Origin of the sequence: Leptolyngbya sp. FACHB-321 (assembly GCF_014695975.1) — a bacterium.
Classification (GTDB): Bacteria; Cyanobacteriota; Cyanobacteriia; order Leptolyngbyales; family Leptolyngbyaceae; genus Stenomitos.
The window spans coordinates 71,152-91,424 of sequence record NZ_JACJPI010000064.1; the positions used below are offsets into that span (position 1 = coordinate 71,152).

At 51.3% G+C, this 20,273-nt stretch carries 15 protein-coding genes; 2 read left to right on the forward strand and 13 right to left on the reverse strand.

Features of this window, described 5'->3' with window-relative positions:
- Positions 1-91 precede the first annotated feature (91 nt).
- The 4 genes from H6F76_RS15980 to ada form a co-directional block, all read right to left on the reverse strand.
- Entirely contained in the window at positions 92-2,728 is a 2,637-nt protein-coding gene (locus H6F76_RS15980) for a CHAT domain-containing tetratricopeptide repeat protein (RefSeq protein ID WP_199322149.1), read from the reverse strand.
- A 46-nt stretch (positions 2,729-2,774) separates the two neighbouring features.
- Positions 2,775-5,648: a filamentous hemagglutinin N-terminal domain-containing protein gene (locus H6F76_RS15985; protein WP_190509689.1), complete on the reverse strand. Its 2,874-nt coding sequence runs from the start codon at positions 5,646-5,648 to the stop codon at positions 2,775-2,777.
- Between the two features lie 631 nt (positions 5,649-6,279).
- A complete protein-coding gene (locus tag H6F76_RS15990) occupies positions 6,280-7,341 on the reverse strand; it encodes a threo-3-hydroxy-L-aspartate ammonia-lyase (RefSeq protein ID WP_190510061.1) in 1,062 nt (353 codons plus the stop codon).
- A 137-nt stretch (positions 7,342-7,478) separates the two neighbouring features.
- On the reverse strand, positions 7,479-8,546 hold the full coding sequence (gene ada, locus H6F76_RS15995) for a bifunctional DNA-binding transcriptional regulator/O6-methylguanine-DNA methyltransferase Ada (protein ID WP_190509691.1): 1,068 nt from the start codon (positions 8,544-8,546) through the stop codon (positions 7,479-7,481).
- Positions 8,547-8,980: 434 nt separating this feature from the next.
- Between ada and H6F76_RS16000 the strand changes: the two genes are divergently transcribed.
- Positions 8,981-10,447, forward strand: a complete 1,467-nt coding sequence (locus H6F76_RS16000) for an ATP-binding protein (RefSeq protein WP_190509694.1) — start codon at positions 8,981-8,983, stop codon at positions 10,445-10,447.
- Between the two features lie 230 nt (positions 10,448-10,677).
- Here the strand turns inward: H6F76_RS16000 and H6F76_RS16005 are convergent, their stop codons facing one another.
- The 5 genes from H6F76_RS16005 to H6F76_RS16025 form a co-directional block, all read right to left on the reverse strand.
- Positions 10,678-10,845, reverse strand: coding sequence for a metallothionein (locus H6F76_RS16005; RefSeq protein ID WP_190446872.1), 168 nt, complete (start codon positions 10,843-10,845; stop codon positions 10,678-10,680).
- Positions 10,846-10,965: 120 nt separating this feature from the next.
- Positions 10,966-11,685 (reverse strand): ABC transporter ATP-binding protein, encoded by a 720-nt coding sequence (locus tag H6F76_RS16010; protein WP_199305045.1) that lies wholly within the window; start codon positions 11,683-11,685, stop codon positions 10,966-10,968.
- Positions 11,686-11,965: 280 nt separating this feature from the next.
- Positions 11,966-13,183 carry an ABC transporter permease gene (locus H6F76_RS16015; protein WP_190509696.1) on the reverse strand — a complete coding sequence of 406 codons (1,218 nt, stop codon included), beginning with the start codon at positions 13,181-13,183 and terminating at the stop codon, positions 11,966-11,968.
- Positions 13,184-13,323: 140 nt separating this feature from the next.
- The gene (locus tag H6F76_RS16020; RefSeq protein WP_190509698.1) at positions 13,324-14,673 is read right to left on the reverse strand and encodes an efflux RND transporter periplasmic adaptor subunit; all 1,350 of its coding nucleotides are present in this window, start codon (positions 14,671-14,673) and stop codon (positions 13,324-13,326) included.
- A gap of 100 nt (positions 14,674-14,773) precedes the next feature.
- Entirely contained in the window at positions 14,774-15,355 is a 582-nt protein-coding gene (locus H6F76_RS16025; RefSeq protein ID WP_190509700.1) for a MarR family transcriptional regulator, read from the reverse strand.
- A 479-nt stretch (positions 15,356-15,834) separates the two neighbouring features.
- Between H6F76_RS16025 and H6F76_RS16035 the strand changes: the two genes are divergently transcribed.
- On the forward strand, positions 15,835-16,983 hold the full coding sequence (locus H6F76_RS16035; protein WP_242036697.1) for a hypothetical protein: 1,149 nt from the start codon (positions 15,835-15,837) through the stop codon (positions 16,981-16,983).
- 10 nt (positions 16,984-16,993) lie between these two features.
- On the opposite strand, the gene H6F76_RS16040 is transcribed toward H6F76_RS16035, so the two are convergent.
- The 4 genes from H6F76_RS16040 to H6F76_RS16055 all read right to left on the reverse strand — a co-directional run bounded on the left by H6F76_RS16040 (position 16,994) and on the right by H6F76_RS16055 (position 20,271).
- A complete protein-coding gene (locus H6F76_RS16040) occupies positions 16,994-18,175 on the reverse strand; it encodes a homocysteine biosynthesis protein (protein ID WP_190509705.1) in 1,182 nt (393 codons plus the stop codon).
- Between the two features lie 87 nt (positions 18,176-18,262).
- Positions 18,263-19,609, reverse strand: a complete 1,347-nt coding sequence (locus H6F76_RS16045) for an FAD-dependent hydroxylase (protein ID WP_190509707.1) — start codon at positions 19,607-19,609, stop codon at positions 18,263-18,265.
- 147 nt (positions 19,610-19,756) lie between these two features.
- The gene (locus tag H6F76_RS16050) at positions 19,757-20,098 is read right to left on the reverse strand and encodes a hypothetical protein (protein WP_190509709.1); all 342 of its coding nucleotides are present in this window, start codon (positions 20,096-20,098) and stop codon (positions 19,757-19,759) included.
- Between the two features lie 8 nt (positions 20,099-20,106).
- Positions 20,107-20,271 (reverse strand): hypothetical protein, encoded by a 165-nt coding sequence (locus tag H6F76_RS16055; protein WP_190446879.1) that lies wholly within the window; start codon positions 20,269-20,271, stop codon positions 20,107-20,109.
- Positions 20,272-20,273: the final 2 nt, after the last annotated feature.

The following is a 20,273-nucleotide window of genomic DNA, read 5'->3' on the forward strand; positions in this document are numbered from 1 at the left end:
ATGGCAGGAGGCTAAAGGAGGCAATCGGTTTAGCAGCGATCGTGGCTGTCCTAGAAAATCACTCTAGTCAGGCGCGTTTGACCACTCCTATTCACCCTGCTTCGCCGATGAGTGTAAAAGCAGCCCAGTCAACTGGGTCAGGATAGTCTTTCATAGTGATGAGCATTGCCTGTCGTAGCGCCTGAGCTTTGTCGGGTTGCTGTTGCAGCGTTTGGTAGAAGGTGGTCATTAGTTTAGCGGTTGCGGCATCGGGTACTGCCCACAGGGAAACAATCACGCTGGGAACACCCGCCGCAACAAAGGCACGCGATAACCCAATCACCCCGTCGCCAGTAATTCTTCCCTGTCCGGTATCACAGGCGCTCAGCGTGACCAGTTCAGCTGTTAAGCGCAGGTTAAGGACTTCACTGGTTGTGAGTAAACCATCATCATTGTTGGATGGTGCAAGGGCGATCGCGCCTGGTACTCCTAGACCCTCCAGGGAGGCACTTTGGCTACCGTACTCCAAGAGTCCATGTGTGGCAAAGTGTATTAACCGTGCTGCTGGGAGTTTTTTGAGGATGCTGACTTTGGTTGCTTGGTTGCCTGTAAGCACTTGAGTGCCTAGTAGTTGAGCGATCGCGATCGCTTCCTTTTCTGACTCTGGTAAGGGCGGCAGTGGCTCTGGCGGTTCTCCTGGTGCAGCAGAAACCGATGGCATGGTGGGATTACCGACGACCAGAGTACCGGGTGTCGAGCGTTGGCTAGGTGTTGAGGATAGCAAGAATTGTCCCCTCTCGTTTCCCTGACTCTCCCGTTGCTTGCGGGTCAGCTCTAACACTTGAATGGCTGGCGCAGTAAGGATTGTATGGTTTTCAATCAAGTAGTTGCCGTTCGCATCCTGAAGTGCGACAAAAGGAACCAGAAAGAGAGCTTCTTGAGGGATGAAGACAAGGCGGGCACTGGGGTTACGAGGCAAAAGATCGGCGATCGGCTCAATGAGAAGCTGATGCAGTTTCCGTAGCCCTGGCTGTTGACGACGCTGATCCGTACGTGCGATCGACGAGGACGAGGTTGGCGTAGACTGAAGCGGTTCGACGCTTTCCAGACCACGAACTTTTTGTGCCAGGTCGCGACAGAGCGGTTGTGGTGTCAGACAGCGGGCAAGGCGAACAGCATCCACTAGCGTGACTCCATTTTGCCACAGTGGTTTGAGGTCAACACGCCGAACAGCGACCTCACCCGTTGGCTGCACAACCCAGATCAGGAGTTCAGCTTCTCTAGCACGCTGCTTTCCCTGCACCTTGAAGTCATCATCTGGCACGATCGCATACTCCACTAAGGTGGCGTTTTGCTGGCGCGCTACAGCTTTAATCGCAGCGATCGTAATCGGCTGCACTGCTAGTGCAGCGTTGTTAGCTCCTGGTAGCTGGTTCGGCTCCTGACCGTTCGGCTCGCTTTCATCTCCTGCATCTGCACCCTTTGCACTCTCGCTGCCTCCCCCTGGTAGCCGCTGCGCGAGCAATTCTACAAACGCCCGTGCTCGTCCATGCTCAGTGATTTCTAGTGCTGCTTCGGGCTTTTGGGCAGCCAGTAGAATTTGCTGAAGCAGGTTATAGGTGTAGATTTGGGTGTCAAAAATGGAGGCTTTGTACGTGTCATTGAGTCCAGGGCGGAGAGCATCAAGCAACTGGATAGCTGACCGCAAGCGCTGTTCGGCTTCTGCCAATTTACCAGCACCAAAGAGAGCATGACCCAGGTTGTTGAGTGTCAACCCTTCAAGCTGCGGGTCATTAAGCTGTTGCGCGATCGCCACGCTTTGCTCGTAATAATTAATTGCTTTGGGATAATCCTTTAAATCTTCGTATGCCAGCCCCAAACTACTCAAGGCTTCTGCGGTTCGTTTGCGACTGTTGATCCGCTGCGAGATCGTCAAACTTTCGTTGTAGTAACTGATCGCTCGCTTGTAGTCATTGCGAACATGATAAGCAGTGCCCAAATTGATCAGCGTACTCGCTTGCCCTTCGCGATTACCCGTAGCTTTTGCAAGCGCCAAACTGTTTGTCTGCGCGATGATCGCCTTGTCATGCTGACCGAGATTGGCATACACGCCACCCAAATTGCCTTGAGCAACGCCTTCTCCCGCTCGATCGCCCCGCTGCTGAGCCAGGTTTAAACTTTGCTCATAGGCGATCGTCGCATTTTCATAATCACCCAGTGCTTCAAAAACATTGCCCAGATTGACCAGGACTTGCCCCAAACCTGCACGATCGCCGAGTAACCGCATCAGCTTGCCAGCTTGTCGGTGCGATCGCAGTGCCTGGTTGTAGTTGCCGAGTTCTTTGTACGCAATGCCCAGGTTGCCAAGCGCCTGAGCTTCACCTTGACGGTTGCCCAATGAGTGAGCCAAAGGCAAAAAGGCTTCTAACGCCGCGATCGCGTCCCGATAACGCTCCAAGGCAACATACACTGCACCTAAATTTGCCAGCGCGATCGCTTCTCCTACGCGGTTCTGGAGTGGCTGATAGGCTGTACGTGCCTGCTGCCATAATTTTACCGCTGCTTCAAGTTGCCCTACCTGGTATGCCTGGTTGCCCTGTTGCATCAGGCGATCGACAGCACTAGCATCTATGTTCTTAGAATGCTCCAGTTTGGCAGCGGTTGACGCACTCTGAGCACTCACCCCCAGCGGTAGAGCGATCGCAACCAGTAAAGGAATTGCCCCTAATTCAAGCCATTGTCGCTTCATGCCGTCTCTCTAACCAATGCTGGCGATCAGTACTCAGGGCGCGCTCTCACTCTCCCAGAATCTTGAGAATCTGTGCATCATCTTGGGCGGCTGAAGCACAGGGATTGCTGGCAGTGGTAGAGGCAGTGGTGACTCTGGGCGATCGAGTTTCGGAAACGGAGGATGTTGTATTGGGTGCAGCGGCGATCGTGTTGGGCAGTTCACAACTCGCATCCTGCTTCTGGTTGTTTAATTGCCGCTGAGCGACCTGCCCATCCTCTCCAGCTTGGAACCGTTGCCGCAAACCTGTCAGAGGATCAACGGGTGGAGGGCTGCCCTCGGTAGGAGGAACGGGTGGGGGGTTGCCCTCGGTAGGAGGAACAGGTGGAGGGTTGCCCAGTGAATTACTTCCAGTTGCAACGGTTGGAGCTTGGACTAAAGGCACAAAGGGAATTCCTGGGAACGATCGACCACCATTTGAGTTTTGAGCCGCATCAGTAGCGATCGTGCCTGCTGTACCACTGACATTACTAGGGAACTGGTTAGAGCCCAACGTTAAAGGCAGATACGATTGAAACTTAACTGCGGAACCTGTGTAAAAAATGCCGCTTGGACTATTTGGGACAAATCCAGTTGCAGAAAGGTCTGTCACCTCAAACTGGTTAAGGCGCTGTTGTTGAGGACCAACAATAAATTGTGCTGTTCCATTGCTACCAGGAGCAGTTTCAATAGCGACAAAGCCACTGTTGTTAGTTACTGGCTTACCGCCATGTCGAATTGTAATTTGGCTGCCTGCACCTCCATCACGAGCAAGAATGCTGGCAGTCAGCCCAGTATTATCTTCAACGATCGTGCGCCTACCAGAGGTTGGGTCAACGCTAACGATACCAATGGGGTTGCCTTCACTGTCTTCGTACTTAGGCTGATTCGCTTCATCTCTAACGATGTTTTTGTCAATATTGATGGAGCCATCTGTATTTAAGATGCCGCTAGTCTGCAAAAACTGTTTAATATCTTTGTTTTCTTCAATATCAATATCGACCACAGTCAAAGGCTGAGCAAATAAGCGACTACCAGTAGCCTGAAATAAACCAGGAGTACTAATATCAATTTCAACCGTTGTACTCCCTGACCTGACAGTAGTTGTAATCGTTGCCACTTTAATGTTGCCACCGCTGGTATATAACTTTGTTGAATCTGTCGCTTTGATGTCCCCTGCTTGAATATTACCTGAACTGCTGATCCTCACGGTTGCATCCAGTCTTGCATTAAAACCGTCCATAGTATCGATGTTGCCTGCAATGACATTAGCTCCAGAAATCGTCAGCTTTCTTCCATTAACAAGAAGGCTATCGCCTTGATCCATGACAAAATTACCGACACCATCCTGATCGGAGTCTGCTTTGAATGTAATCGAACTGGAATCATCGCCAGGAATTGTTAGCGCCTTATCAGTCAACGGCTCGATCGTAATGTTGTTTGTTGCCTCCAAAACAATATCGGCAATAGAAGTCATTCCTTCAAGCTCAGATTCATAAATTACCGTTGGCACAGCGTCATCTGCTTGAACCTGACCGTTATCACCCAAAAGATTATTACCAAAGGTACCTGTGGTCACGCCATTATCATCACCGTCACCCGTACCGTTTTTAATGAGAATATTTGCTGGGTCAAGTAACAGAGAGCCAGATTTTCCACTTGGGCTACTTGTATCAACAGTGCCTTGATACACTAAGTTGCTCTTGCCTGATACTTCGACAAAGCCACCATCCCCTGCTTGAGCACCACCCTGCACCCGAATCGTGCCATAGAATTCTGTACGCTGATCTGACCAAACGATCGCTCGTCCCCCATTTCCCGTTTGCAGCGCATCAGCTTGAATAATCGAATCTGGGCTGATGTAGGTTTGTTGTGCCTTGGGAAGGGTGCCTTGTCCTTTATAATCACCACCAATTAGAACGGTGCCCCCACCATTTGTGCCAGATGCATCGATCGTTGCCCCGACTAAGCCCACTTTCTGACCGAAAACATTAACGTTGCCGCCTACAGTGCCCCTGGTAGACACTTGACCAGAGACGATCGCCACTCCTGCATTGGTCGGTATAATGGTTCCTGAACCTGTCAGCGTGACGATGCCATTTTCAACCGTGACTCCTGTAGCACCGCTTAAATTGCCGCCTGTCAAGAGTTCGGGCAAGGTCAAGGGATTAAATGGTTGGGGATTGATGGCGGCTTTGGTGGCAGTGGGCAAGTCAAGGCTGAGTAAGCTGCCAGTTGGAGTGAGGCGAACCAGTTTCTCGCCCGGAATCGCCGCGATCGTTACCTCCCCTTCAGGTGCCGTCAGCGTTCCGGTATTAATGACAATACCGCCTAGCAGCGTCAGGCTTTGCCCTGTGCCGACTGCTAAATTACCTGCATTGACGATCGCTCCGGGCTGCGTCATGGTAAATGCAAAGCTGCTGGGATTGCCAATCAACGTTGCATAATTGTTCGCACCTACGGCATTGAACCAGCGATCGCCAAAGCCAATACCGTTTGCGGTGGTAGCGGTGAATGACCCTGCCACATCCAAACGTGCATTGGCACCAAACACAATGCCTGCTGGGTTTATCAGGTACAGATTGGCGTTGCTACCCGTTACCTGAAGCAGCCCGTTGATCACCGAGGCTTCACCACCTGTCACTCGCCCCAGAACGTTTTGAATGGCAGGATTGGCAAGGAAGCTAGCCACCTGTCCTTGCGTGAGTCCAAACTGCTGGAAACTGTGAAATAGATTGTTACCAGCGGTGGTGCCACCCGTAATGTTAAAGGTGTTGTCAGTCTGACGAACGATCGTCTGTGTACCGTCGATCGCGCTCGTTACCTGTGCTTGACAGGGCAATGCTGCAACCAGCAGTGTTGAAACCAGCAGTAGGCTACCTATTTCTAAACGTGGTTGCATAACCTTAGCCATCCTTAATCTTCAGGAACTTCATTGTTTGCCGTCGCCAGCTTGTCTACGTTGTAGACAACTGACTATTAATCACCTCATGAGGAAATAGTTGCATATCTCGATTGCCACTACTAGCAATGGAGAAAAATCTCAAAGTAGCTTCATGCTTCTGTTTATCTGATCTGTTCATCTAGCGCATATAGCAGTGGTGCAATCAACGGCTGACCGCTTGACCGCTTCCTGTTTGCGGCATTAAATGCTGCAACAGGGGCTTTCATTAAGCACTCAAAGCAGGCGATCGTCCCCTATTAAGTAGCTGGGCGTAATTCTTTATAAACGGCATTTCGACTTCGCGTTCGATGTTTCGGTTAAGCTCAACGTCTGGGCCTAAGCGCTCACGCCGAAGGGCGCTCCGGTCGAAAGCTCACGCCGAAGTCCCAATACTCCCAGTCCTATGTGTCAGCGGGTTGAGCGCAGCCGAAACCCGGTTTCTCAGTGGTGCTTAATTTAGTCCTCCTACTTAGCGGCTTCTTCACTTATTAACTCTTGCTAGAAAAGTAGGGACGGGACTTGTAGCAGCTCTGTAAACAAGCTGTTAAACGATCCTTTTGAAACACCACTGCCCCTTCTCTTACGTCTTCTAGCTCAGTTCGGTTGCCCACGGTACGCGAGGCTGAGCTTTAGGCGGTTTCGTGACTTTGGTAAACAGTTTGCCTGCTTGCTTCAGATCAACGTTGCCACCGCTAATGACGACCCCGATGCGGGCACCGGGCACGTTAACAATTCCCTCTAGCAAGGCGGCAGTCGCCAAGGCTCCCGTGGGCTCAACGACGAGCTTCAGGCGTTCCCACAAAAAGAACATGGAACGGAGAATGGCGGCTTCGGAAACCGTCACCATATCGTGAACGTAATGCAAGACCAGTGGAAAGGTGAGCAGCCCAAGAGACGCAGTGCGGGCACCATCAGCGATCGTGTCTGGGTTTTCCACCGTTTGTAGCGTTTTGGCATAGAACGATCGTGTGGCATCATCAGCCCGTTTCGGCTCCACGCCAATGACACGACACGAGGGTGATAGGGCATGAGCGGCGATCGCGCAACCCGATAACAAACCACCACCGCCACAGCAAACCAGCAACAAATCCAGCGCTCCCACTTCTTCAATGAGTTCCTTTGCGGCAGTGCCCTGTCCCGCAATCACATAAGGATGGTCGAAGGGCGGAATCAGCGTAAGTCCTCGATCGCCTGCTAATTGCTGACCCAACGCTTCCCGCGATTCAGTCGAGCGATTGTAAGTGACAACTTCGGCACTATAGCCGCGTGTTGCTGCCAGTTTGACGGTGGGCGCATCCTCTGGCATAACGATCGTCGTAGGGATGTCAAGCAGTTGACCCGATAGCGCGATCGCCTGAGCATGGTTCCCTGATGAAAACGCTAGCACCCCGCGCCGACGCTGCTCTTCTGGCAACTGCACCATCGCGTTGTATGCCCCTCGAAACTTAAAGGCTCCAATGCGCTGAAAGTTCTCACACTTAAAAAAGACTTGACTACCGGTTTGACGATCGATTGTCGTTGAAGTCATGACCGGGGTGCGATGCGCCTGCCCCTTGAGGCGATCGGCTGCGGCTGCAACATCGGCATACGTTACGGGCAGAATGGCATCGGTGCTTGCTTCTAAGCGCTCTGGCTGTGTGTCTGGCTGCATAGAATCTGCCATAGCAATACGGTTAAAGACCACTCTTACACCTTACACAAAGCACCCGACATACTTCAGCAACGGCAACGGTTAGCTCCTGTCCATTAGCCCTACAAGCTCAATGCCCTGCTTTAAATTGATTGTTGTTATTCCAAAGCTTCTCGTTCTAGCAATGCCCGTTTGCGCTCAATGCCCCAGCGATACCCGCTCAACGCACCATTGCTGCGAACCACCCGATGGCAGGGGACAACAACTGCAAGCGTATTCGCAGCACAGGCAGCCGCAACGGCTCGAACGGCTGTGGGATGCTCAATTTGCTTAGCGACTTCGGTATAACTCATGGTTGTGCCAGATGGAATTGCCTGCAACGCTTGCCATACGCGCTGTTGAAACGCGGTGCCCTGAATATCTAGCGGCAGATCAAGTCCGCGATCAGGGGTTTCAATCAAGGCAAGCACCTGTGTAACCCAGTGAGAAAAAGCCGGATCAGATGCTTGTAATTGTGCCTTGGGAAAGCGAGCCTGCAACTGTTCTGTCAAGATTTCTGGTGTGTCGCCAAAGTTGATCGCGCAAATGCCTCGGTCGGTTGCTGCAATCAAAACCAAACCCAAAGACGATCGCTCGATCGCAAACCGAATCGCCACGTCTGTTGCCCCTGCTTTGTATTGGCTGGGTGCCATGCCTAGCATACTGGTTGCTCCCCCATAAACCTGACTGCTCGAACTAAACCCAGCGTCGTAAATAGCTTGAGTCACAGAGCGACCTTTTTGCAAGTCATCACGTAGGCACTGTTGACGTTGAGCGATCGCATACGCTTTGGGTGTTACGCCCACGATCGCTTTGAACAACCGTTGCAGGTAATAGGGGCTGAGTCCCGCAACTATCGCCAACTCGCTTAATGACAGTGATGTTTCGGACGTTTCAATCAGGTTACAGAGATGGGTCACCAATTTTACTTGTGCCTCGTGAGGTGATGTAGCGTTTGGCTGGCACCGCTTGCACGGACGAAAACCTGCTTCCTCTGCCTCAGAACAGGTTTGAAAAAAGCGGACATGCTCACGCTTCGGCAGCCGTGACGCACAGGCCGGGCGGCAATACACACCCGTTGTTGTTACCGCATAGAGAAACGCGCCCTCCGCCTGCTGATCGCGCATCAAGACTGCATCCCAGCGCAGTGCCTCAGTCGAAAATGGTTCAGCGATCGTGGGTCGCATAATGTAAGTTCCTCAACATTAACTGACCTTACGCTACAAAAGGCGCAAACAACCTTTAACCATGATGTTACTCATGGGGCAGGCAGCCCGCTATCAGATTCTTGCGGTCTCATTCAACTACATCATTCAGCACTTCATGCAGGACAACACTTGCCAAATGCTTGCAGCAACTTAAGCGAGCCTTTAAGGCGAGTTTTACGTCATCAACTCACGGTAGTTAAAGGACTCGCACCTCCAGACTCTTGTGGGTAAGAAGATAGGGGACAAAAGCAACTCTTTCAGCGTTTTAAGTATGTACTTTCAGCGTTTTAAGTATACAAATGTCAAGCAAGCTGTATCAATCTAACTCACTGTATCGAAGCGTAAATTGCTGAAGGGGGCAACTTTTCACAGGGAATAGTAAACCATTACCGGTTGAACCTACGTTTAAAGCTATGGCTAGCTACCCTTCCACACTGATCCCTGAAGGTTGTGAACTGTTTTATGACGAAGTAGTTGCTTTACGCAGGCGAGTGGCAGAGCTAGAACATACAGAAGAAACATTGCAGCGATCGCTCAAAGATCTCGCAGATGTCAAATTTGCCCTTGACCAGTCTTCCATCGTAGCGATCACTGACCCAGCGGGCGTAATTACTTACATTAACAATAAGTTCTGCCAAATTTCAAAGTATGCTCCCTGGGAACTAATTGGAAAAACGCATCAAGTAATTAATTCTGGCTATCATCCCAAAGAGTTTTTTATGGAAATGTGGAGAACTATTACAAAGGGGCAAGTCTGGCAAGGTGAGGTTAAAAATCGCGCTAAGGATGGGTCTTATTACTGGGTAGACACCACCATCGTGCCGTTTCTGAGCAAGCCAGGAGAACCCTATCAGTATGTGGCAATTCGCAACGACATTACTGCGTTTAAAGAGACGAAAGAAGCACTACAACAATTGAACGAGCAGTTGGAAGTCAGAGTCGAGCAACGTACAGCAGAACTACAAGCCTCTCAACAAATTCTGAAACAACAAGCTGATGATGTGTCTCAAACGTTGCAAGCACTGCAGCAAACCCAGACGCAACTGATCCAGAGTGAAAAGATGTCTAGCTTGGGGCAATTAGTTGCAGGCGTTGCTCACGAAATCAACAATCCCGTTAATTTTATCTATGGCAATCTAGTTCATGCTGATGAATATACTCAGGATTTGTTGCGTCTTATGGAACTGTACCAGCAGTACCATCCTCAGCCTCATCCTGCCGTTCAAGCAGAATTAGAAGCAGTTGACCTGAACTTTCTAATTGACGATCTCCCCAAGCTCTTGAGTTCAATGCGAGTGGGCGCTGATCGCATTCAAAAAATTGTTTTGTCGCTGCGAAACTTCTCCCGCATGGATGAAGCGGAAATGAAAGAAGTTAATTTGCATGACGGCATTGATAGTACATTAATGATTTTGCAAAGTCGGCTCAAAGCGAAAAGCGATCGACCCAGCATTAACGTCGTCAAGGAATATGGGAACTTACCTGGCATTGAATGCTATCCCGGACAATTAAACCAGGTATTTATGAACATCTTGAGTAATGCGATCGATGCCGTAGACGAGTGGTTAGAGCATTGTCTTGAGCATCCTGAAACCTACACCCCCACCATTACGATCCAGACCAAGTTGCTGAATGATAACCAAGTACAGATCGCGATCGCGGATAATGGCTTCGGTATTCCTGAGGCAGCGCAACGTCGCTTATTTGATCCTTTCTACACGACCAAGCCAGTTGGCAAGGGAACAGGCATGGGCTTATCAATTAGCTATCAAATCGTGACTGAAAAACATCAAGGCACATTGAAATGCAAATCTAACCCAAATCAGGGTTCCCAGTTTATTGTCACAATTCCACTGGGTCAAACGGTAAGCGGCACCTAGAGCCAAGCCTGAGAGTTAACCAGGAAGTAGAACAATTGAGGTGAGAAGCGATGACACACCCACTCTTCACCTCAATGGCTACGGCAGCAACATCTACTTAAACCAGAGCGATTACTATTACAAGCCGTTTCTTCCTAGTTCCCGTGGCAGAAAAAATGTGACGTACAGTAGTTGAAACAAGGCGTTACAGCCTTACCTTTCACTCTTTGGTTGATTCTCAATACGAAGCCTTAAGCATCGCAGGTGCAACCTGTATGACCACAACCTTGCCCAGCAGGATGACCATTGGCACACGCTTCGCCACAGTAGGCTTTGTCATCTTTCATCACTGCATCAGCAACGGAAACAACGCACAGGCAGTTGTCGCAAGCACATTTCATTTGGGTCACAGTAGCCATAGTTTCCACCTTGTTTGGTATACCGATCACCATAACATATGAGCAACTATTCAGATATTAGTTAAAGTGTTCTTTTACACTGTGCCTTGTTGCTGTTGCTTCGTTGCTCCGAACCAGCACTCAGGCTGCCAGCAGTTGGCTGATTTCCTGTGGGGCAAGGTGTGGATGCACAACACCACCATCTTTAAACCAAATCACTCGATTCGTTCGGCGCGCTACATCTGCTTCGTGTGTCACCATCACAACGGTCATACCACTAGCGTTTAGCTCAGTAAAGATATTGAGAATTTCTACAGTAGTGTGCGAGTCTAAAGCACCTGTTGGTTCATCTGCCAGCAGTAGCACAGGACGGTTGACGATCGCCCGTGCAATCGCGACCCGTTGCTGTTGACCACCTGATAGCTCAAACGGTTTGTTGTTCATGCGGTTTGCCAACCCAACGCGGGTCAGTGCTTCGACAGCACGATCGCGGCGTTCACGCTCGGCTACACTGGCATACACCATCGGCAGCATGACGTTTTCGATCGCCGATAGCTGCGGCAACAGATGAAACTGTTGAAACACAAACCCCAGCTTACGATTCCGCACATGAGCCAGAGCCGTATCGTCTAGTTGGGCAACGTCTTCACCATCGAGATAGTAGCGCCCACGTGTCGGTCGATCGAGGCAACCAATCACGTTCATCATGGTGGACTTACCTGAACCAGATGCCCCCATAATGGCGCAGTATTCGCCCTGTTCGACAACTAGATCAACGCCCGCAAGCGCCTGCACTTCTGTTTCGCCAGAACCGTAGATTTTGTAAATGTCTTCGAGGCGAATGATGGTGGAAGTAGGCATGGGGAGGGGGAGAGGAGTGAAGGGGTAGGAGGGTCAGAAAGGTAGGGGGAGAGGGGTGAAGGGGTAGTAAGGATGCAGGGGAAGCAGAGGGAGAAAGGATAAAGTATGAAGGATGAAAGAGTAGTTGGAGTTAGCTCTGGCTTCTGGCTTTATCGACGTTTCGGCTGAATTCAACGTTGCAACCTGATGCTCTAAGAAACCGGATTTATGGCTCTTAACTCCTAATCCCGCTCTTTAGCCTTTAGCCTTCCGCCTTCTGCCTTTTGCCTTTTGCCTTCTATCAAGTGCTTCTCAACGCGACGATCGGGTCGAGTTTCGCGGCTTGGCGGGCAGGAACGACACCAAAGAATAAGCCGATACCGCCGGAGACACCGACTGCAAGGGCGATCGCAACGGGTGAAACGCTTGCTTTGAGGGGAGTAACGGCACCAACGGCGAGAATACCGCCGACGCCGATCGTGGTGCCTAGTAAACCACCAGCCGCCGAGAGCAGTACTGCTTCAATAATGAACTGAATCAGGATGTCTTGCTGCGAGGCACCGATCGCCTTGCGTAAGCCAATTTCTTGGGTACGCTCCGTGACAGAGACAAGCATAATATTCATAATGCCAATGCCGCCGACCAGTAGAGAAATACCTGCGATCGCTGCCAGCATTGCCGTTAGCCCGCCTGTAATGGTGCCTACAATACGCAGCACGTCCTTTTGCGTTTGCACCGTAAAGTCATCTTGATCAGTAATTTTGTGCCGCAGCCGCAGTAAGTTTGACACCTGAAATTCGGCTGCTCCCACGCTGGCTTTATCTTTGGCAGAGAGCGAGATAAAACTTAAGTCCAAGCCATAGGGGGAATTGCGTCCCGTCAGGCGGCTTGCTTGAGTAGTCAGCGGTATGTATGCCGCATCATCCTGGTTGCTGCCCAAAAACGCACCTTTTGCCTGCAACACACCAATTACCTGAAAACTGATGCCGCCAATGCGAAGCTGCTGTCCGATCGGGTCTTTGTTGCCAAAGAAACGAGTAGCCATATCAGCTCCTAGCGCCACGACCTGCTTGCTACCATCCACATCTTGCTGCGTCAAAAAGCGTCCTTTTGCCATGTCAAAGCTCCGCACTACCAGAAACTCTGGTGTCGTACCCACGACCAAGGAATTGCTGTTGAGATTACGATAGACCACTGGCAACTGGCTCTGGCGTTGAGCAGCCACTTCTGCCACAGAAGGTACTTGAGCCGCGATCGCCTTTGCATCCTCCCAAACCAACGTGCGCGGCATATCATAGCTTCGATTCCTGGCTTCGCCGCTACCCGGTGTAACAAACAAGACGTTGGGTCCCAGCGATTCAAACTGTTCTGATGCCAGCTTTTGGGCACCCTGCCCAATGCCGACCATCGCAATCACCGACGCATTGCCAATAATGATGCCCAGCATCGTCAACGTACTACGTAACTTATTTGCAGTCAGCGTTTTGACTGCCATTTTGCCGCTTTCGAGTAAGTCCATTGGAAGAACGAATGAAGGGGTGAGGAGAGAGGAGTGAGGAGGAAAGAGGGAGGGGGTAGAAGGCAGAAGGCAGAGGGCAGAAGGCAGAACTAATAAGCAAAACTTCCTCTGCTTCCCCTGCTCACCTGCCTCCCCGCGCCCTAATTCTTCTGGTTCACACCCTTCGTAATGTTTTCCAGCTTCTGACCTTCGGGTAGTTCGACAAAAACCTGATTGCCAGCCTGAATGCCGCTAAGGATTTGGGTTTCGTTACCGATCGTGGAACCAACTGTCACCAATTGGAACCTGGGCTTGTTTTGGGCATCAGGGACAAGTACACCTGTTTGTCCTTTATCTGTGACGATCGCCACGGTAGGTACAATTAGTGCTTGCGGGATAGGCTTGCCAAAGAAGGTAAGGTCAATATCCTTCATGCCCGATCGCAGTAAGTCTTTACCAGAATTTAGCCCGACCCAGACAGCAAACGTCACAACACCTCGTTGCGAAGCGTCTTCTTCAGCTTTGGGAGAAATCCGCTGTACAGTGCCCTTAAACGATTGGTCAGGATATGCCCCTGCCCGAATTTCAACCGTTTGCCCCAGCCGAATCTGAGCAATGTCCACTTCAGGCACCTTAGCTTTGATCTCCAGGTCACTGGCAAGGTTGGCGACGTAGGTCGCTGAAGACGTGCTAGAGGCAAAGCTAGTCGGTGCAACAAACGCACCCACTTCTGCGCCCGTCTGTGTGATGACACCATCAAACGGAGCCACAATCACCGCATCCTCTAGCTGAACACCAATCCGATCGAGACTCGCCTGAGCGGCTGCCACTTGCGCTGCTGCTTGCTGAACTTCTTGAATGCGAGAACCGTTTCGTTGCTGATTAAGTTGCTGCACGAGGTTGTTGTAGCCCGCTTGAGCCTGCTCCACATTTGCTCTGGCGCTCCGTTCTTCGTTCAGCACTTCATCAAGTCGATCACGACTAATCGCGCCTTCGGCTGAAAGTGCCTGGTTGCGCTGCGATCGCTGCAAAGCCAGATCTAGCCGTGTTTGGGCAGCGGCAATTTGCGCCCTTGCCTGGGTAGCGCTTGCTTCTGCCTGGCTGATCGCTTCGGGGCGGCTACCTGCACGTAACAAGGAGAGATTTGCTTGTGCTTTGGCAAGTTCTGCCTGCGCCTGAGCACGATCGGCTTGTAGTTCTCTTGTTTCCATTCGTGCTATAACCTGCCCTTTTCTAACGCGATCGCCCCGCTGCACCAGCAACGCTTCTAGCCGCCCCGCCGTTTTCGGGTTCAAGTTCAGTTCTTTCACTGCCTGCACTTCACCGCTGGCAGTAATGCGCGCCGTAATATCTTTTGCTTGTACAGGTACAGTCAGTTGGCTGATGGACTGCTTAGGAGCGGCATTGCGTGCCAGTGGCACAGCTACCGCAGAAACGCCAACAACACCCGCTACTACCAGTCCTATTAGCCAGGGAGTGCTTTTGGCTTTACCAACAAGAGGAAGTTGCATAGGGAAAGAGAATCTGTAGATAGAGCGTGAACAGAGCAATGAGAGAATCAAAAATAAAGCCGTTGTCTATTGAAGCAGCGGGGCACATAAAGTTCGGGCGCTAACCAACCTGGGTAGGGCTATCTGTTGCTGTTGGCATCACCTGAGACGTATGCTGCTGCTCCCATCGCTCCATCATGAGCGGCAGTTCTTGCTCTAGAAAGGCATGAACCGCGTGCATTTCTTCAAGACGTTGGCGCAATGGCGGTGCGCTGTCATCAATCAACTTCAACCCCTGTTCAGCAATTTGACGAAACGTTTTGATCTGCGTGATGCGTTGCTTCGTCAACTCAGCCCAGGCATTGGGCTTAATGCGAAAATAATCTCGCCGCTTGCCAGGCAGACTGGTGCGTTCAATTAACCCCAGTTGCGTAAGTAGACGTGTCATGGTGCTAATTGAGCCTTTGCTCGCTTGCAAAACAGTGGCTAATTCACCCGGCGATTGGTGTGGCGGGTTAGAAATGAGCAACCAGCCTAGAATGCGCCCTGCCATGCGTGGCAAACCGACTAGCTCAAACGAAAGCCCAACCGTTTCAATGAACTGCTGCTGCTCAAAGGGCGGAAACTCAAACGGCAGAGGTTCAAGCAGTGGCTCAGGTTTCATCAGGCTTGGGTCAGTGTTTGGCAAGGATGCTGCACTCATAGCCACAAGCTAACACATTAAGTTCAGTCATTACTGAACAGTTAGAAATAACTGGCACGTTTTAGAATGCCGCAGCGATCACCAAAGGTCACGCTGCTTCCTATAGGACCCTGATGTAACGACAAGTGAAGACCGTTGTATTGATATTGTCAGGTACTGCAGACGGTTGGTTGTAACCCCCTTCTGTTAGAGGTTTCAGCATCTTTAGATAGATTGCAACGCCTTACTTTTGAGTATGATGAAATCTATTCATCTTGCTGCTAGTCGATCGCCCATGTTAAGACTGAGTTCTCTATGTCCAACGCGTCCGTCCTGGAAGCGTTTGACTTGAGCACTCTTTAGAAAGAACCGAAAGAACTGTCCATTCGATGCTTTTTTTGTAAACATTGCCCAAACCTTTCGGATTAGTCCACCGCTTCGATGCATTCAGTACAATATGCTGACCGATGCCATGGAGCGCTCAGACTGAGTTAAAGCCTATGAGTCCTTCGCCTGACCGTTTCCCCCAATCCTCCAAGCCTCCCTTGCCTGACGAAACTACTCCCACTCCAGAACAGCCCTCTGCTGCTGATCCGACATCAGCGGCTGCCTCTAGGTCTAACGAAGCCAGCATTGATCGCACCTCTACCTCAGGGTCTGATGAGGCATCTGCCACGGCTGCATCTGACACATCGCCGTTAGTACCCAAGCGACCGTTAATGCGTCCCGTGAGCCGTCCACAGCCACCAGCAACACCACCCGTTGCTCAAAAGCCTGTAGAGGTTACGGCTGTGCCATCCAAGCCTGAGGTGCCACCAGTAGTTGAGAGTAGCCCTGCGGCAGCGCCCGAAGCGCTTGCTGGAGATGCCTTGATTCGACAGCAGCCTATTCCACCACCTAGCGAACCGAAGCAATATCGTGCGATCGGGCTAGTGCGGGGTCGGTACACTCCGACTGACGAGCAGTTTACTCGTGGTGCAATGCTGACGAGTGATGGCACAGAAGTGGAAGCGGTGCTACTGGGACGTGTGATGAGCCTGGTGCGAAACCATCTAGATTTAGAACAACAGCATCTCTGGGTCGTTTATCCCCGCACTCGTGAAATGCGGCAGGACTTACACGTACAAATTGTCGGCGTTTGGGAACCAGAGAAGCTAAATAAAGAGGGTGAAGATGCGTCTGAGCTAGAAACCTCGCCTCAAGCAGCACCCGCTAGCAGTACCCCTGAAGACTCAGGGTTTGACGAAAACTACTTCTCGATTCGGGGTGAAGTAGTGTTTTACTCTGCTGAAGAGCAGCAGATTGTGGTGAAAATCCAGCAAGCTCCCCGCAAGACAGCCGATCGTGAAAAAGCCTTCAAACTACGCTTAGACGGTGTTTTAAGCAGCCCTAAAGCACTTGGTTATTTTTGGGATCTTCAGGTCGAACGGCGTGGTGCTGCTCTAGTGGTCACAAGTGGCACTCCGATCGGGTTGGTGCCACCGAAGAAAAAGACTGCCAGTGCCGGATTCAAACGTGCAGGCGATCGTCGTCCGCCACAACGCAAAACACGCCCTGTCGGCGCCAAAAGTGCTGCACCGGCTGGCGCACCGCGTCGGGAGCCATTGCCAAAACCAGTCAAGCGTGCTGAACCAGCCAGCGAAGGCTAATAGAACCAACTTAGTCGATCGCAATTTGTGAACCCCAGGCATCCTGTGGTCGAAATGTTTGGTCGGCTGGTATCGGCGCGACAAACTCTGTCAGCGTAAAGGTTCCGGCTTCAATCCACTGCTTTAACTCCATCGCGACCTGGCGGGAGCGGAACAGGCTGGCAAGCGGCGCGACCCGTACGTTTTTGCCGTCGATCGTCAGCCGTCCTGACTTGAGTTGGGCATAGCTAACCAGCCCAAACGTGGGGCGGACTCGTCGTGGAATTGAGAAATCAACCACAGGTGCCACCAGGTCTTGATCCTGAACGGCACAATGCGCGACCACTTCTTCTTGCAAAACAGGAAACGGTACACCCACACCCAGCATCAGCGATGGACCATAATTCTTGAAATAGCAACCCCGTACCCAGCGGGCATCCATTTGTTTGGCATCACCAATCAGCGCCAGCGTCGCAGCAGGTCCGATCGGTGTGCGGTTAGGTAGCCGTCGCTGCAACGGAAAATGTTGAGTGCCTTCCCAAGCAACATAGCCAATGCCGCCACCTAAAAAAATGCGTGTGCCAATGCCTACAAGTTGAAGATCGGGATCGTTTAGCAACGGCGCGAGCGCACCAGGGTTTGAATAAACGGCATTACCCAGACGAGGCTGAAGTGGTCCAAGATAGGTCGCTAGGGGGCGATCGCCCCCATTCACCCCTACGATAAAGTTTTGATAGAGATTGCGTGGATTGAAGAGATAAAACTGATTAATGGTCTCTCGTGTAATGGTGGTTTCAAATGAGCCACGCGGGTAGCAGTCTGTCACCTGTCCGAGCGCCCGCAGGTGTACTGGCTTCCCTGCAATTAAGTCCTCAATCACATAGCCGCCGCCCTTCTCGCGGATTTCTTCGCCATCGATCGCCTCCCCCACCTGCGTTGCGCCCAGGTAAAGATCGACCGCACCAAAGCCCGAATAGGCAGGCACACTGTCCAACCAGCATTGACGAATTTTGATTGGCGGATCAGTGTGTCCCAGGTTGATCATTGCCCCAGACGACTCCATCGGCTCAAAGGTGCCAGTGGTAATGACATCCACCGCCTTCGCCGCCTGAGTGACACCTACCTCAGCGACACGTGCTTTTAGCTCCTCCACCGTCCACACAACGGCACGCTGCTGGCTGATTTTGTCATTAATTTCGGCAATGGTTCGCATAGGGTCAGCGCTAGTTTCTGCTACACCCTACACCCTACACCGTCCGGCTGAATGCTTACAGGAAAGTCCAAACCCTATCCTATGTGGTTACGTCTTCGCACGTTGAGCTAGCGCTGGAACCCGACCCATTAATCCAGTCATAAGTGCCAGAGCAATGCGTCTAGCTGACTGACTAGTACGCAAAAGCCGCAAACCCAAGCCACGCAGTACAACAAGCGGCAGAATATTGTTTGAAAAAACGCGATTGAGAATATCCGTAAAGCCCAAAATCACTACGTTTTCTAACTTGCGCCAACGTTCGTAGGTTTTTAATACCTGCGCTGCACCAATATCTTTGCCCTGCTGATGCGCTGCCTGGATAATTTGCGCCAGTGCTGCGGCATCACGAATGCCAAGGTTCACGCCCTGCCCACCAACGGGATGACAGCAATGAGCCGCATCACCAATTAACGCTAACCGGGGCAGCACGTAGCGATCGCTCTGCATAAGCTGAACGGGAAACACATAGCGATCGCCCACAAGTGACAGAGAACCCATTTGATCGCCATAGCGCTGTTGCAACGCTGCAAGAAAGGCATCATCATCCAATGCCGCGATCGCGGCAGCTTCAGCTTTAGGAGTCGTCCAGACGATGCGACAGAGATTGTTAGGCAAGGGCAGAATGGCAAAGGGACCATCTAGCTGGAAACGCTCGTAAGCAATATTGTTGTGCGGCTGCTCAGGCTTGATAAAGGCAACGATGCACGCCTGCCAGTACTGCCAGCCATGAGTGCGAATGCCTGCCTGCTGCCGTAGGGGTGATCGTGTGCCATCTGCCGCAACTAGCAGACGAGTCCGCCATTGCTGGGTTGTGCCGTCCTGCATCACGTCTAGCGTCACACCATCATCCTGCACGATCGTCTTAACGAGTGTGGCAGGGCAGAGATATGTCACATTAGAGCTAGCATTTGCAGCCTTTTGTAGCGCCTCTAGCAGTACACGATGCTCTGCCACATACCCTAAGACCTCCGTACCCAGATCCTTTGGCAAGCACTGTACAACTATGGAATTGGCGGCATCAGAAAGTTGAATCTGGTCGATCGGGTTCACGTCAGCACGCATCTGATCCCAGACACCAATGCCGTCGAAAATACGGCTGGACAGAAGGTTAATGTGATAAGCCTGCCCTCTGGCGATCGCAGCAGATTCGGCTTTTGCCTCCAGCAGCGCAATTTGCAAACCAGACTCTTGCAACGCACAGGCTAGCGTCAGACCGACCAAACCGCCGCCCACAATCACAACATCGTAATCAATCCGTTTCTTAGCATCCTCATCCAACGTAGTGACAGGAGCAGGGGATGCACTAGGAATTGATGCTTGTGACTCAGTTGAAGGGGTGACTGTTCGGTGAGAGGTGCTAGAAGGCGCGATCGTGTCTAATTGCTCAAGCGTCATCTTAAAGAAACGTCATAAAGAGACTGAGGCTTCGTTACATTCCTTTATTGTGGCGCGAATCAGCACGGGGAGCAAGGTAGCAGTCAGCGATTAGCTATCAGCAGTCAGCTTTTCAAGGCAATACCAATTTCCTTTTACAGCACAAGCTTAACGGGTTCCCCGTGTTGTCTGTTCTAGTTTAGAGACACGGTTCTCTAGCGCACTGAGCCGATCCTTAGCTTCGATCGCCAGCGTTGCCAGACGATCAATAATTTGGGGATCAGTGGGATCAGTTGGACTGCGTGGAGTTCGGCTAGGCGGTGCACCACGGACGCTGGAAGGATTCTGCCGACTCAGTTGATTTACCTGTGCACGAAGTTGACTAAGCTGCGATCGCAACTGGAAAATATCGGCTTGCAGATTTGCTGCCGACTGAGCAGCAGTGCGTCCCTGCCAGAGCAGTAACGTCAGCAGTGCGATCGCAACCATTAACCCTACACGGCGTAACATTCATCACCTCACGTTGCATCGTTAGAAAACAAGGTTTGGATAAATGTCCAGAACGCCCAGACAAAAACAGAAGCAACCATGAAAAGCATTAGCATCGCCAGTGCTGAGAATGGTGCAATGACGACCATCAGTAGCGCTACGAGCAGGAATAATGTCCAGAGGGGATTTTTCATCT